Source organism: Variovorax sp. 01N425 (genome assembly GCF_056399465.1).
Genome location: NZ_JBFTRJ010000006.1, coordinates 245468 through 259834 on the forward strand (window position 1 = coordinate 245468; position 14367 = coordinate 259834).

Annotated in this window: 15 protein-coding genes; 8 read left to right on the top strand and 7 right to left on the bottom strand. The window is 69.1% G+C overall.

The window, feature by feature from the left end; all coding sequences use genetic code 11:
* Together AC1DSC_RS13040 and AC1DSC_RS13045 are read left to right on the top strand one after the other, a co-directional pair.
* A complete protein-coding gene (locus AC1DSC_RS13040; protein WP_012746140.1) occupies positions 1 to 570 on the top strand; it encodes an MgtC/SapB family protein in 570 nt (189 codons plus the stop codon).
* Positions 571 to 665: 95 nt separating this feature from the next.
* Entirely contained in the window at positions 666 to 1349 is a 684-nt protein-coding gene (locus AC1DSC_RS13045) for a glutathione S-transferase family protein (RefSeq protein ID WP_018903609.1), read from the top strand.
* A gap of 24 nt (positions 1350 to 1373) precedes the next feature.
* Here the strand turns inward: AC1DSC_RS13045 and AC1DSC_RS13050 are convergent, their stop codons facing one another.
* Positions 1374 to 2099 (bottom strand): OmpW/AlkL family protein, encoded by a 726-nt coding sequence (locus AC1DSC_RS13050; RefSeq protein ID WP_012746138.1) that lies wholly within the window; start codon positions 2097 to 2099, stop codon positions 1374 to 1376.
* A gap of 161 nt (positions 2100 to 2260) precedes the next feature.
* On the opposite strand from AC1DSC_RS13050, the gene AC1DSC_RS13055 reads away from it, so the two are divergent.
* The 4 genes from AC1DSC_RS13055 to otsA all read left to right on the top strand — a co-directional run bounded on the left by AC1DSC_RS13055 (position 2261) and on the right by otsA (position 7752).
* Positions 2261 to 3520: a multifunctional CCA addition/repair protein gene (locus AC1DSC_RS13055; protein WP_018903610.1), complete on the top strand. Its 1260-nt coding sequence runs from the start codon at positions 2261 to 2263 to the stop codon at positions 3518 to 3520.
* Between the two features lie 71 nt (positions 3521 to 3591).
* A complete protein-coding gene (gene otsB / locus AC1DSC_RS13060) occupies positions 3592 to 4374 on the top strand; it encodes a trehalose-phosphatase (RefSeq protein ID WP_478131820.1) in 783 nt (260 codons plus the stop codon).
* Positions 4371 to 6293, top strand: coding sequence for a glycoside hydrolase family 15 protein (locus AC1DSC_RS13065; RefSeq protein ID WP_307593759.1), 1923 nt, complete (start codon positions 4371 to 4373; stop codon positions 6291 to 6293). Before otsB ends, AC1DSC_RS13065 begins: the two co-directional genes overlap by 4 nt.
* 73 nt (positions 6294 to 6366) lie before the next feature.
* The gene (gene otsA, locus AC1DSC_RS13070; protein ID WP_018903612.1) at positions 6367 to 7752 is read left to right on the top strand and encodes an alpha,alpha-trehalose-phosphate synthase (UDP-forming); all 1386 of its coding nucleotides are present in this window, start codon (positions 6367 to 6369) and stop codon (positions 7750 to 7752) included.
* A gap of 12 nt (positions 7753 to 7764) precedes the next feature.
* Here the strand turns inward: otsA and AC1DSC_RS13075 are convergent, their stop codons facing one another.
* The gene (locus tag AC1DSC_RS13075) at positions 7765 to 8106 is read right to left on the bottom strand and encodes a hypothetical protein (RefSeq protein WP_018903613.1); all 342 of its coding nucleotides are present in this window, start codon (positions 8104 to 8106) and stop codon (positions 7765 to 7767) included.
* A 173-nt stretch (positions 8107 to 8279) separates the two neighbouring features.
* On the opposite strand from AC1DSC_RS13075, the gene AC1DSC_RS13080 reads away from it, so the two are divergent.
* Positions 8280 to 9833, top strand: coding sequence for an aminotransferase-like domain-containing protein (locus AC1DSC_RS13080; protein WP_436287288.1), 1554 nt, complete (start codon positions 8280 to 8282; stop codon positions 9831 to 9833).
* Here AC1DSC_RS13080 and AC1DSC_RS13085 read toward each other — a convergent pair.
* Genes AC1DSC_RS13085 through hisN form a run of 3 tightly spaced genes read right to left on the bottom strand, consistent with a single transcriptional unit; the run spans position 9806 to position 11778 of the window.
* Entirely contained in the window at positions 9806 to 10732 is a 927-nt protein-coding gene (locus tag AC1DSC_RS13085; RefSeq protein WP_012746131.1) for an ROK family protein, read from the bottom strand. The two genes, AC1DSC_RS13080 and AC1DSC_RS13085, sit on opposite strands and share 28 nt — an antisense overlap.
* A gap of 49 nt (positions 10733 to 10781) precedes the next feature.
* Entirely contained in the window at positions 10782 to 10976 is a 195-nt protein-coding gene (locus AC1DSC_RS13090) for a DUF2905 domain-containing protein (RefSeq protein WP_012746130.1), read from the bottom strand.
* 19 nt (positions 10977 to 10995) lie between these two features.
* A complete protein-coding gene (hisN, locus tag AC1DSC_RS13095) occupies positions 10996 to 11778 on the bottom strand; it encodes a histidinol-phosphatase (protein WP_278877402.1) in 783 nt (260 codons plus the stop codon).
* Positions 11779 to 11883: 105 nt separating this feature from the next.
* Between hisN and AC1DSC_RS13100 the strand changes: the two genes are divergently transcribed.
* Entirely contained in the window at positions 11884 to 12285 is a 402-nt protein-coding gene (locus tag AC1DSC_RS13100) for a DUF5329 family protein (protein WP_018903616.1), read from the top strand.
* 30 nt (positions 12286 to 12315) lie between these two features.
* Here the strand turns inward: AC1DSC_RS13100 and AC1DSC_RS13105 are convergent, their stop codons facing one another.
* Positions 12316 to 13179, bottom strand: coding sequence for a TauD/TfdA dioxygenase family protein (locus AC1DSC_RS13105; protein WP_062363122.1), 864 nt, complete (start codon positions 13177 to 13179; stop codon positions 12316 to 12318).
* 59 nt (positions 13180 to 13238) lie between these two features.
* Positions 13239 to 14321 carry a class I SAM-dependent methyltransferase gene (locus AC1DSC_RS13110; RefSeq protein WP_012746126.1) on the bottom strand — a complete coding sequence of 361 codons (1083 nt, stop codon included), beginning with the start codon at positions 14319 to 14321 and terminating at the stop codon, positions 13239 to 13241.
* Positions 14322 to 14367: the final 46 nt, after the last annotated feature.

Consider the following 14367-nt stretch of genomic DNA (forward strand, 5'->3'; position numbering starts at 1 on the left):
ATGAGCTGGGGCGGCCAGGTGCTCGACACCGTAGCGGCCGAATTCTCGGACGTGGGCGACGCCGCGCAGCTCACGCGCATCGTCGTTCGGCTGATGCTCGCGGCCGTGATCGGGTTCATGCTCGGCTTCGAGCGCGAGCAGCAGGGCAAGGCGGCGGGCGTGCGCACCCACATGCTGGTGGCCATCGGCTCGGCGCTGTTCGTGCTGATTCCGCAGCAGACGGGCATCGAGCCGGCCGACATGAGCCGGGTGATCCAGGGCCTGGTGGCGGGCGTGGGCTTTCTCTGCGCCGGCACCATCCTCAAGCGCGGCAAGGACGAGCACCATGTGCAGGGCCTCACCACCGCCGCCGGGCTGTGGATGACGGCCGCCATCGGCATGGCCTGCGGCCTCGGCCGCGAAGTCACCGCCATCCTGAGCGCATTGCTGGCGCTGGCCGTGCTCGCGCTGGTGCCGCGGCTGGTGGACCTGGTCGAGCGCATGGTCGGGCCGCCGCACGGCGAAGAAAAAGACCAGGCCGGCGCGGCGCCGCGCGTGATCGCCTCGCCTGAAGACGAGCAGCCGCGGTAGCGCATCAATCCGGCCGCATTTCGGCATCAATTGGCGGATGCGGCCCGGCTAGCATCGAAGGTTTTTCTCTCTCATCCCAACCGCAGGATCGCACCATGCGCAAGCTCTACATCGGCAACAAGAACTACTCGTCCTGGTCCATGCGGCCCTGGGTGCTCATGAAGCAGGCCGGCATCCCGTTCGAAGAGGTGAAGGTCCGCTTCGACTCCTTCGCGCCCGACTCGCACTTCAAGAAGACCATGGGCGCGATCAACCCGGTGGCCGAGGTGCCGGCGCTGGTGGACGGCGAGCTGGTGGTGTGGGACACGCTCGCCATTGCCGAATACCTGGCCGAGACCTTTCCCGAGAAGCAGCTGTGGCCCCGCGCCGCGGCCGAGCGGGCCCGCGCGCGCAGCATCTGCGCCGAGATGCATGCGGGCTTCGGCAAGCTGCGCAGCCTCTGTCCCATGAACATCGAGGCCTCGCTCGCCGAGGTCGGCGCACGGCTCCTGAAGGACAACCCCGCCCTGCAGGCCGACCTCGACCGCATCGTGCAGATGTGGAGCGGCCTGCTCGATGCCCACGGCGGCCCGCTGCTGTTCGGCGGCTTCAGCATTGCCGACAGCTACTTCGCGCCGGTGGGCACGCGCATCAAGACCTACGGCCTGCCGGTGCCGCCGGCCATCAGCGCCTACATCGAGCGCGTGCAGGCGCTCCCCGGCGTCAAGGCATGGATCGACGATGCCCTGGCCGAGAAGGACTTCGTGGCGTTCAACGAGCCCTACCGCACGGCGCGCTGAGGCTCCTCGAAGAATCCCGCCGCCTCAGAAGCGGTAGGTCGCCGAGAGGTAGGTCACGATCGGGTTCAGCTTGAGCCTGGCCTCGCTGGTGGCAATCGGCAGCCCGGTGATCGTGGTGGTCGTGAGCTTGGCCTTGGTCTTCAGCGGAATGTAGGAGACCGAGAACGACACGCCCCAGTGCTTGTCGATCTGGTAGGCCACGCCGGCATTGAGCACGGGCGCGAACGAGCTGTCGAGCTTGGCGGTGGTCGAGGTGGAGAGCGGCCGCTGGCGCAGCTGGCTGCCCAGCGCGCCCTGCAGCCCCGGCGTCAGCTCGATGTCGCTGTACCAGACATAGGTCGCGCCCAGGCCCACGAACGGGCGGAGGGCCGCGTTGCCCTCGTTGAAGTAGTACTTGCCAAGAATGGTGGGGCTCCACTGGCGCGCTTGGCCCAGCTCGCCCACGCGGCCCAGCGTGCCGGTGCCGTTGAGCTTGAACTTCGGCGGAATGCCGAACACGCCCTCGACAGCCCAGTGGCTGTCGACGAAATAGACCGCGCTCAAGCCCAGCGTGTCCGAATCGCTGATCGATGCGCCCGACCCCGCCAGCACGCTGCGCACCGGCGCCGTCAGCGTGAGCGGCTTGCTCGAGTCCTGCGGCGCAAAATGAAGCCAACCCGCGCCGACCACCCAGTCTCCAGCGTTCTGCGCCCACGCGCTTCCGGACGCCAGCGCGCCCACTGCGGTCAGCGCAAGCATTGTTTTCTTCATGACGTGATTACTCCTTTTGGTTTAAAAATCTGCAGCGCGCGGCCTCCACTGCGACAGCGGCTACCTTTCGGGCAAATCGGCGAACGATCCTGCGGTTCGCCTGAAAATTATCGAACGGTCGTTCTATTTTTTCCAACTGGAGTAATCCCTACACTGGGCGCATGAAAACCTATCTCGTCGGCGGCGCGCTGCGCGACCGGCTGCTGGGGCGGCCGGTGTCGGACCACGACTGGCTGGTGGTGGGCGCCACGCCCGAGGAAATGGCGGCGCGCGGCTACCTGCCCGTGGGGCGCGACTTTCCGGTGTTCCTGCATCCGCAGACCCGCGAGGAATACGCGCTGGCCCGCACCGAGCGCAAGAGCGCGCCCGGCTATCGCGGCTTCACCGTGCACGCCTCGCCCGACGTCACGCTCGAGCAGGACCTGGCGCGGCGCGACCTCACGGTCAACGCGATCGCGCTGCCTGCCGAATTCGTGGGCACCGACGGCCGCTTCGAGCCCGACGCCGGCAAGCTCGCCGACCCCTTCCATGGCCGGCGCGACCTCGAGCAAAAGCTGCTGCGGCACGTCACGGACGCCTTTCGCGAAGACCCGGTGCGCATCCTGCGGGTGGCGCGCTTTGCGGCCCGCTTCGACGATTTCTCGGTGGCGCCCGAGACCATGGCGCTGATGCGCGAGATGGTCCAAGCCGGCGAAGCCGATGCGCTGGTGCCCGAGCGCGTCTGGCAGGAGCTCTCGCGCGGGCTGATGGAAACCCGCCCGTCGCGCATGTTCGAGGTGCTGCGTGCCTGCGGCGCGCTGGCGGTGCTGCTGCCGGAGGTCGACCGGCTCTGGGGCGTGCCGCAGCCCGAGGCCCACCACCCCGAAGTCGACTGCGGCGTGCACCTGATGATGGTCATCGACACCAGCGCCAGGCTCGAGGCCTCGCTGCCGGTGCGCTTCGCCTGCCTGATGCATGACCTCGGCAAGGGCACGACCGAGCCTGGGCTGCTGCCGCGCCACATCGGCCACGAGAAGCGCAGCGCCGAACTGCTGCACGCGGTGTGCGACCGCTGGCGCGTGCCGGTCGAGATCCGCGAGCTCGCCGAGGTGGTGGCGCGCGAACACGGCAACATCCACCGCAGCGGCGAACTCGCGGCCGCGGCGCTGGTGCGCCTGCTGGAGCGCTGCGATGCGTTTCGCAAGCCGGCGCGCTTTGCCGACGTGCTGCTGGCCTGCGAATGCGATGCGCGCGGCCGGCTCGGCTTCGAGGACCGGCCCTATCCGCAGCGCGAGCGGCTGCTTGCCGTGCTCGCCACCGCCGCGGGCGTGCCCACCGAGGCCGTGGCGCGCGCGGCGCAGCAATCCGGCGCCGCCGGGCCGCAGATCGGCGAGGCGATCCACCGCGCACGCGTGGAGGCGGTGGCCGCCTTGCCGGGCTGAAGCTCCGCCGCCGCATACGTCCGACTTTGGCCGACACGGGAATGGCCGGGTCCGTGCTATGGTTTTCACCAATGCCAATGTCCTCCCAGTCGCCGCCTCCGTTGGGCCGAGATACCGCCCTCTTTCTCGACTTCGACGGCACGCTGGTCGCGCTCGCACCCACCCCCGAGGCGATCGAGATTCCTCCCGCCCTGGAGGGCCTGCTCGAAGACCTGCGCGACCAGCTCGGCGGCGCGCTGGCCGTGGTGTCGGGCCGCCAGATCGATGCCATCGACCGCTTCCTCGCGCCGCTGCGCCTGCCCGCCGCGGGCGAGCACGGCGTGCAGCGGCGCGACGCGCAGGGCCGCATGCAGGAGCAGCACGCGCCCGATCTCGCGCCCATCCTGGACATCGCCAACGAGCTGGCCCGCGTGCATGAAGGCCTGCTGGTCGAGCGCAAGCACGCAGCCATTGCGCTGCACTACCGGCTCGCACCGCAGCTGGAGGCCGTGTGCCGCGACGCCATGTCGCGCGCCATTGCGGGCCGGCCGCTGCTCGAGCTGCTGCACGGCAAGTTCGTGTTCGAGGTCAAGCCCACCGGGGTCAACAAGGGCATCGCCATCGAGGCCTTCATGACGGAGGCGCCGTTCGCCGGGCGCCTGCCGGTCTTTGCCGGCGACGACACCACCGACGAGAGCGGCTTCGCGGTGGTGCAGCCGCGCGGCGGCGTTGGCATCAAGGTCGGCTCGGGCCCGAGCCTGGCGCTGCACCGGCTCGAATCGCCGCGCGCGGTGTTCGAATGGCTGGTGCAGCTGCGCGACCAGCTGGCCGCGCCGGCCCACAAGAAAAACGAATCCCCGAGGAGCGATGGATGAGCGAGCTGCAATTGTCGAAAGCACCCGAGGACCGCGCGGGCCTGTCCATTTCCGGGGCAGCCGGGCCCGCCGACCAGGCGCCGGTCGACCCGCGCGTTGCGGCTTCCGGTGCGCCGCGCGGCTTCGGGCCGCCGGCCGAACCCTCGCTCAACGTGGGCGTGATCGGCAACTGCGCCTACAGCGCGCTCATCGATGCACGCGGGCGCGCCGTGTGGTGCTGCCTGCCGCGCTTCGACGGCGACCCGGTCTTCAACGCGCTGCTGCACCCGGGCGAGGAGGCCGGCGCCTGGGCCATCGAGATCGAGGACTTCGCCTCGAGCAAGCAGTGGTACGAACCCAATACCGCGGTGCTGCGCACGCAGCTGTTCGACAGCGCCGGCCAGGGCATCGAGATCACCGACTTCGCGCCGCGCTTCTACAGCCGCTCGCGCTACTTCCGGCCGCTGATGATGGTGCGCCGCGTGCGGCCGATTGCCGGCGCGCCGCGCATCCGCGTGGCGCTCGATCCGCGCTTCCAGTGGGGCGCCTCGGGGCCGCTGGAGGTCACGCGCGGCAGCAACCACATCCGCTACGTGGGGCCCGACGTGACACTGCGGCTCAACACCGACGCATCGATCTCGCACATCCTTTCGCGCCAGCCCTTCGTGATCTCGCGCGAATACAACTTCATGTTCGGCGTCGACGAAACCCTGCTCGACGGCATTGCCGACACCGCGCGCAGCTTCGAGCAGGAGACCATTTCCTACTGGCGCACCTGGAGCAAGCGGCTCGCGATTCCGTTCGAATACCAGGACGCGGTGATCCGCGCGGCCATCACGCTCAAGCTCTCGCTCTACGAGGACACCGGCGCCATCGTCGCCGCCATGACCACCAGCATTCCCGAGGCGCCGGGCAGCCAGCGCAACTGGGACTACCGCTACTGCTGGCTGCGCGATGCCTTCTTCGTGGTGCGCGCGCTCAATTCGCTGAGCGAGGTGGGCACCATGGAAGACTACCTGCGCTGGCTCGGCAACGTGGTGATCGGCTCGCACGGCGAGCACATCCAGCCGCTGTACGGCATCGGTCTGGAGCGCGAGCTGCCCGAGTCGATGGTCGAGAACCTCGCGGGCTACCGCGGCATGGGGCCGGTGCGCGTGGGCAACCAGGCGCAGGAGCACTTCCAGCACGACGTCTACGGCAACATCGTGCTCGGCGCGGCGCAGGCCTTCCACGACCACCGGCTGCTCGCGCGCGCGGGCCGGGCCGAGTTTCCGCACCTCGAGGCCGTGGGCGAGCAGGCGATCCGCGTCTACGGCACGCCCGATGCGGGCATGTGGGAGCTGCGCACCCGCGCCCGCGTGCACACCAGCTCCGCGCTCATGAGCTGGGCCGCCTGCGACCGGCTCGCCAAGATCGCGCGCGCGCTGGCGCTGCCCGAACGCGCCGCCTACTGGCACGGCCACGCCGCGCGCATGAAAGAAGAGATTCTGGCCAAGTCGTGGTGCGAGGAGCGCCAGGCCTTTGCCGAAAGCTTCGGCGGCCATGAACTGGACGCCAGCATCCTGCTGATGGTGGAGGTGGGGTTGATCGACGCGCGCGACCCGCGCTTCATCTCGACTGTCGACGCCATGGAAAAGTCGCTCTGCGACGGCCCGTACATGCGCCGCTACGAGGCGGCCGACGACTTCGGCAAGCCCGAGACCGCCTTCAACATCTGCACCTTCTGGCGCATCGACGCGCTCGCCAAGATCGGCCGCAAGGCCGAGGCGCGCCAGATCTTCGAGACCATGCTGGCGGCGCGCAACCCGCTCGGCCTGCTGTCGGAAGACACGCACCCGGTCACGGGCGAGATGTGGGGCAACTTTCCGCAGACCTACTCGATGGTCGGCATCATCAATGCCGCTGTGCGGCTGTCGGCGCCGTGGGACTCGTGCATATGAGCGCCGCGCCGGGCCGCCCCAAGCAAGCTCGCCCCCGCTTGGCGGGGAGGCGCGCAGCGCCAGGGGTGCACCAATGAGTCGCCTCGTTGTCGTCTCCAACCGCGTGGCCGACCCGCGCAAGCCTGCCGCGGGCGGCCTGGCCGTGGCGCTCGGCGAGAGCCTGCAGCAAAGCGGTGGCATGTGGTTCGGCTGGAGCGGCCAGATCGTCGAGAACGGCCCCACGGGCGAAGGCGAGCTGCACATGCTGCAGGCCGGCAAGGTCACGCTGGCCACCATCGACCTCGGCCGCGAGGACCACGACAGCTACTACCTGGGCTACAGCAACGACGTGCTGTGGCCGGTGTTCCACAACCGCCTCGACCTCGCCCACTTCGAAGCCGGCTTCATCGGCGGCTACCGGCGCGTGAACCAGCTGTTCGCGCGCAAGCTCAAGCCGCTGCTGAAGGATGACGACATCATCTGGATCCACGACTACCACCTGATGCCGCTCGCGGCCGAGCTGCGCGGCATGGGCTGCAGGCAGCGCATCGGCTTCTTCCTGCACATTCCGCTGCCGCCGCAGATCATCATCGCGGCCGTTCCGCAGCACGAGTGGCTCATGCGCTCGCTGTTCGCCTACGACCTGATCGGCTTCCAGGCGCAGCAGGACGTGCAGCATTTCGAACACTACGTGCGCAACGAGGCGCATGGCGAATACCTGGGCGACGAGATGTACCGCGCCTACGGCCAGACGGTGCGCTGCAGCGCCTTTCCGATCGGCATCGACGTCGACGAATTCGCGGCGCTCACGCACGCGAAGGAATCGCGCGACATGTTCGAGACCATGAAGCGCGAGTATTCCCAGCGCCGGCTGCTCTTGGGCATCGACCGGCTCGACTACTCCAAGGGCATTCCCCAGCGCGTGCGCGCCTTCCGCGAGCTGCTCGCCAACTACCCCGAGAATCGCCGCAGCGCCACGCTGATCCAGATCGCCTCGCCCACGCGCGAGACGGTCGATGCCTACGGCGACATCCGGCGCGAGCTCGAAGCGCTGTGCGGTGCCATCAACGGCGACTACGGCGAGCTCGACTGGATGCCGGTGCGCTACATCCACCGCATGGTGGCGCGCAAGCGTGTGCCGGGGCTGTGCCGCGCGGCCGCGGTCGGGCTGGTGACGCCGCTGCGCGACGGCATGAACCTGGTCGCCAAGGAATACATCGCGGCGCAGGACCCGGCCGACCCGGGCGTGCTGGTGCTGTCGCGCTTTGCCGGCGCGGCCGAGCAGCTGAAGGAAGCACTGCTGGTGAACCCCTACGACACGCACGGCACGGCCGAAACGGTGCAGCAGGCGCTGCAGATGCCGCTCGAGGAGCGGCGCGAGCGGCACCAGAAGCTGCTGTCGCGCATCCGCGAGCAGGACATCCACTGGTGGCGGCGCAGCTTCCTGGAGGCGCTGCGCCACGCCGCAAGCCAGCGCTAGGAAGCCGACCGCTCAGCTTCCGGTCAGAAGCCGCACCAGCCGCATCACCGGCCGGGGCTCCGCGGGCCGAACCGCCGCTGTCTGCTGCCGTGCCTGCGCATGCACGCGCAGCCGCACCGGCGCCAGCGCCGACAGTTCGATCCAGCCGCCGCGTTCCAGGCGATGCACGTCGCCCTCGTTCAGCACGGTCTTGGCGGTGAACACGGTGTCGCCGAACCATGAGGGCGGCGACACGAGCAGCGCGCGGCCCTCCAGCATCTCGAGCCAGGTGGCGGGGTCGAGCGCCGCGCGCAAGGCCTCGCCCGGTTGCAGGACGACGGTATCGGGCAGTCGGTCGAGGGTGGTGGGGGACATGGCGCGCCTTCTGGAGTGGATGTGCCCATCGTAGGAATTCGGGCGCCCATAAAACAGGCACACACCCAGGCGATTCGCACCGGAACAGCGGTGGCCGCGGCGCATCTGTTATGGTCGTTTTCCTTCGCAACTGCATCTGTTTTTGGATGCGCGACAGGGGGAGCATCGAGGCCATGGATTCGCTACCGCTCTACCGCCAGCTCTCAGCGCACTACGTGGACGCGATCCACACCGGCTCGCTCAAGCAGGGCGACAAGCTGCCCTCGCTGCGCAGCCTCATGCGCCTGCACGGCATCAGCCTGTCGACCGCGCTGCAGCTGTGCCGCACGATGGAAAGCGACGGCTGGGTCGAGGCGCGCGACCGCTCGGGCTACTTCGTGCGCCGGCCGCGGCGCCTCGCCATCGCGCCGATGGAGGAGCCCCCGGCCGGCGTGCCGCCCGACCCGGCGCAGTACGTGGGCATCCACGCCAAGGTGTCGGACTTCGTGGCGCGCCGCCGGCAGCTTCCCGAGAAGCTCAACTTTTCCATCGCGCGCGGCGCACCCGAGCTGTATCCGGCCGAGGCGCTGCGCAATGCGATGACGCGCATGCTGCGCCAGCAGCCCGACATGCTGACGATTGCGGCGCCGCTCAAGGGCCACCGCCAGTTCCGCGAGGTGCTCGCGCAGCGCAGCCTGCGCGTGGGCATGGCGATCTCGCCGGAAGACATCCTGGTCACCAACGGCTGCATCGAGGCGCTCAACCTCGCGCTGCGTGCGGTGGCGCAGCCGGGCGACACGGTGGCGGTGGAGTCGCCCACCTTCTACGGCCTGCTGCAGGTGCTCGAGAGCCTGGGCATGCGCGCGCTGGAGATCCCGACCAGCCCGCAGACCGGCCTCTCGATCGAAGCGCTGGAGCTCGCGATCCGCACCTACGACAACATCAAGGCCGTGGTGGTGGTGCCGCACCTGCAGAACCCGCTGGGCAGCGTGATGCCCGACGCCCACAAGGCGCGGCTCGCGCAGCTGTGCGAGCGGCACGCGATTCCGCTGATCGAGGACGACACCTACAGCGAGCTGGTCGACGCCCCGACGCCGCCGCGCGCGCTCAAGTCCTGGGACACCGGCGGCAACGTGATCCACTGCGCCTCGCTGCACAAGATCCTCGCGCCCGGCCTGCGCCTGGGCTGGATCACGGCCGGCCGCTGGCATGCGCGGGTGGAGATGCTCAAGTACGCGCAGACCCGCAACAACGAAGGGCTCTCGCAAAGCGGCGCCGGCCTGTTCATGGCCACCGGCGCCTACGACCGCCACCTGCGCCATCTGCGCACCTGCCTGAAGACGCAGCGCGAGCAGACCGCCGATGCGATCGCCGGCTACTTTCCGGCGGGCACGCGCATCAACCTGCCGCCCGGCGGGCTGCAGCTGTGGGTCGAGCTGCCCGAGCGCCTGTCGTCATCGCGGGTCTTCGATGCGGCGCTCGCGGAGCGCATCGTGGTGGCGCCCGGCACGCTGTTCTCCAACTCCTCGCGCTTCGACCACTACCTGCGCATCAACTGCGGCTGGCCGTACGGCGAGGCGGTCGACACGGGCCTGCGCCGCCTCGGCCAGATCGTCGAGACGCTGATGGGCCGCGGTGATGCCGGCGCGGCTGCGGCGCCGCTATCGGTTCGGCCGGCATCGCTCGCCGTTCCCGCACGGCCGCCCGGGGCGCGCCGGCTTCAGTCGAGCAGTGCCAGGGCGGCGTAGTCGCCGACCTTTTCGCCAAGCCCCGCGGGCACCAGCAGCACGCCGCGCGTGAGCGGCTTGAGCTTGCCGTCGACCTGCGCCTGCAGCCGCGGCAGCAGGAAGTCGCGGTGGTGCCAGAACACGCTGCCGCCCAGGCTGATGCGCTGGAGGTCGAGCGTGGCAATCAGGTTGTAGATCATGCGGCCCATCACGCGGCACAGCGCATCGACGATCTCGACGGCATGCGGCTCGCCGTCCGAGGCGGCCGCGAACAGGTCGGGCGCGGGCTGCCCGAAGCGGCGCGCGATGGAGTTGCCCGCCACCAGCGCCTCCACGTCGCCGAGGTTGCCGCAGCCGCAGAGCGCACCGCTGGCGTCGTCCACCACGAAGCTGTGGCCCGCATGGCCGGCATTGCCGTTCTTGCCGCGCAGCGCACGGCCGTCCACGCACAGGCCCACGCCCACGCCGGTGCTCCAGGTGACGTAGGCGCAGTGGTCCAGGCCCTGCAGCGCGCCCCAGTGGCGCTCGGCCTCGAGCGCGGCCACGGCGTCGTTCTCGACCCGCACGCGGCCAAAGCGCCGGGCCAGCGGGGCTTCGATGATCGCCGTCATCCAGTTGTTGGGCAGGCCGCGCGCCGGGCCCGCAATGCCGCCGCAGATATTGGGCGTGGCCAGCTCCACCATGCCGTCGCGCAGCTCGAAGGGGCCGGTGGACGAGACGCCCACGCGGTCGATGTCGGCCGGCGCGATGCCCTGCTCGGCGCAGACCTCGTCGATCATGCGCATGATCTGCACCGCCACGGCGTCGTTGTCGCCGGTCTTGGCGGTCGGCTCGCTGCGGCGGCCGGCCAGCGGCGCATCGCTCGAAGGGGAAAGGCTCACGGCCACCTTGGTGCCGCCGATGTCAACGCAGGCTCTCATCGCGTGGTTCTTCTCTCTGGGTCTCAGGACGGGTTCATCAACAACGGCGCTAGACGAAGCGCGCCACCAGCGCCGCGATCATGCTGAGCACCAGGGTGCTCGAGATCGGCAGCTGCCATTCGCGGCCGAAGGCGCGGAATTCGAAATCGCCAGGCAGCCGCCCGAAGCCAAACCGGCGCAGCCAGGCCGTGAGGCCGCTCATGAGCACCAGGGCAAGGACGACGACGATCAGCCAGCGGATCATGGGAACAGTCTAGGCCGGTTCAAGCCCTGGCCGCGAGGATGGCCATCGCCTGCCTGTGGAGTTCGGGCGTTGCGGCCGCAATCACCCGGCCATCGGACTCCAGCCCCAGCGGCTGGCCCTGCCAGTCGGTGATGACGCCGCCGGCGGCCTCGATCACGCCCGCCGGGCCCAGGTAGTCGTAGGGCTGCAGGCCGGTTTCCACCACGAGGTCGATGGTGCCGCCCGCGAGCTGCGCATAGCCGTAGCAGTCGCCGCCGAAGCGCCGCATCGCGCACTGCCGGCTCAGCCGGTCGAAGGCCTGCCAGTCGGCCGGCGCAAAGATGTCGGGCGAGGTGGTGACGATGCGCGCCTTGGCCACCTCGGTACAGCTGCTCGCGTGCACCGGCTGGCCGTCGCGCGTCGCGCCCTGGCCGGCCTGGCCGACCCAGCGCTCCTTGAGCACCGGCATGTCGATCATGCCCAGCACCACGCGCGAGCCCCGCAGCACGCCGATCAGCGTGCCCCACAGCGGCGATCCGGTGATGAAGCTGCGCGTGCCGTCGATCGGGTCGAGCACCCAGACGCGCTCGGCGTCGAGCCGCTCGAGGCCGTGCTCCTCGCCGAAGATGCCGTCCGCGGCGGCGCGCACGGCAAGGATCTCGCGCATGGCCGTCTCGGCGGCGCGGTCCGCCAGCGTCACGGGGCTCTCGTCGGCCTTGGTGATGATGTCCAGCGGCGTGCGGAAATAGCGCATCGACTGCGCGGCGGCGGCATCGGCCAGTAAATGCGCGATCGACAGCAGATCGGGGGCGGAAGAGCTCATGGGAAACCAAGCGTGCCAAAACTGCGATTAGACCCGAGCCGGGCCCGGTTTGACACGCATGGGGCCACCGCCCTAGCATGGTCCGGAAATTGCCACATCGACCACATGGCTTCATTTCAACTTCCGCGTCGCGCCCTGTTGGCGCTGGTGCTCGGCCTTGCGGCCGCGCTGGCCCAGGCCACCCCTTCCGTGTCGGAGCAAAAGCTCATCGACACGCTGATCCTGCGCGTCTCGAAGATGACGACGATGACCTTCATGCGCAACGGCGACGAGCACAACGCCGCCGATGCCGCCAAGCACATGCAGGCCAAGTTCGACCACTTCAAAGACGAGATCACCACGGCGGAAGATTTCATCGACCGCTGCGCCTCCCGCTCGGAGATGACGGGCAAGCCCTACAAGATCAAGATGCCGAACGGCTCGATGCGGGACGCCAACGAATTCCTCAACGCCGAATTGCGCACGCTGCGCCAGGGCGGCGGCAGCGGCAAGCCTGGCGCCGGTTGACCCGGCTGCATCGGGCCAAGGAAGAAGCCATCAGAAGGGCGTGTCGCCCACGATGGTGGTGCGATTGAGGCGGCGCCGCAGATGATCCGGCGTGCCGGCCGCCAGGTGCATCAGCGAGCGGTTGTCCCAGAACACCAGGTCGTGCGGCGCCCATTGGTGGCGGTACACGAACTGCGGCTTCACGCTGTGCGCGAACAGCTCGGCCAGCAGCGCGTCGCTCTCCTGCGGCGGCAGGCCGACGATGCGCGTCGTGAAATGCTCGCTGACGAACAGCGCCTTGCGGCCGGTCTCGGGATGCGTGCGCACCACCGGCTGCACGGCGGGCGCGACCTGGTCGATCTGCTCCTGCGAGAGCTTGGGCCGCCAAGGGTTCTTTGCGCGCAGCGCCTCGTACTTGGCAAGGTAGCTGTGCTCGGCCTTGAGCGGCAGGATGCGCTGCTGCAGCTCGGGCGAGAGCGTTTCCCACGCAAGATGCTGGTCGGCAAAGAGCGTGTCGCCGCCTTCGCTCGGCAGCTCCTGCGCATGCAGCAGCGAACCCAGGCTGGGCTGGGGCTTGTACGAGATGTCCGAATGCCAATAGACGCCCGCGTCCCCCAGGCCGATGGGCTCGCCGTTCTCCTTGATGTTGGAGACGATCAGGATCTCGGGATGGTTCTTCAGATGGAACTGGTGCAGCACATGGATCTCGAGCGGGCCGAAGCGGCGGCTGAATTCGATGTGCTCGGCCGGAGTGATCTGCTGGTTGCGGAACACCAGCACGTGGTGGTCCAGATGCGCGCGGTGGATGCGCGCGAAGTCTTCGTCGTTGATGGGCTTCGAGATGTCGAGGCCGACGATTTCTGCGCCCACGGGGGCGTTGAAGGGGCGCACTTCGAAGTGCTGGGGGGCGGTCATTGCGCCAATGTAGGTTTTAGTGAGGGGGTTCTCAACGAAATCTTTGTTGGTTGCTTATGTCAGAGCGTATGACTCCGATCCCCTTCAGCAAACCCCATCGCCTCCCACCCCTCCCCCACCGCAAACCCCACCACCTTGAACAGCTCCCCCATCTCATGCTCATGGACGAGCCGAGCCGCCATGCCTCTTTCTGCCGTGCTGCCCTGCCCCATCCGCTCGAGCAGCCCGCAGTTCAGCAGGAACCTCGCCTGGCTGGTGTAGCCCAGCACCTCGAGCCCGGCCTCCTGCCCCGCGAGCGCGATGCCGGTGAAATTGACGTGCGCCGTGATGTCCTTGTAGCCCACATCCGACAGCGGATCGCCGTCGGCCTGGTGCGCGCGGTGGCACATCACGGTGCCCATGTGGCGCTGCGGGTGGTAGTACTCGCGCTCCGGAAAACCATAGTCGATGAAGAAGGCCGCGCCGCTCTTCAGGCGGTCCGCCAGGGTCGCGACGAAGGCCTCGGCCTGCGGATGGATCTCGGTCAGGTAGTCGTGCTCGCCGGGCACCTCGAACGGCGGCCGCAGCGCGGTCTCGCGGTCGGCCCAGGCCCAGCCGTCGGCGCGCACGTTGCGCACCACGCCGCGCTCGAACCACTGGCCGCCCACGCGGGCCAAGAGCTGCACCGGCATCGCGTCGAGCACCTCGTTGCCGACCACCACGCCCTGCATCGCCTCCGGTAGCTCGCCGAGCCATTCGACGCGGTCTGTGTAGCGCGCCAGCGCCTGCTGCTGGCGCTCGCGCAAGGTGCCGGACAGGTCGACGATGCGGTAGCGCACGTCGCCGCGGCCGATCTCGTCGAGCGCATGCAGCAGCTGCACGGCAAGCGCGCCCGTGCCGGCGCCGAACTCCCAGACCGTGTCGGTGCCGGTCTTCTCCAGCGCCTCGGCCACCTGCGCCGCGAGCGCCTGCCCGAACATGGGCGTGAGCTCCGGCGCCGTCACGAAGTCGCTGCCCGACGACGGCATGTGGCCGAACTTGGCCGAGCTGTTGGCGTAGTAGCCCAGCCCCGGCGCATACAGGGCCAGCGCCATGAAGCGGTCGAAGCCGATCCATCCGCCCGCCCGTTCCACCGAACGGGCAATCAGGATGTCGAGGGCCATGGGTAAACTGTTTGTCGTCGTTTTTGTCGTCACCCGCCGATTCTCC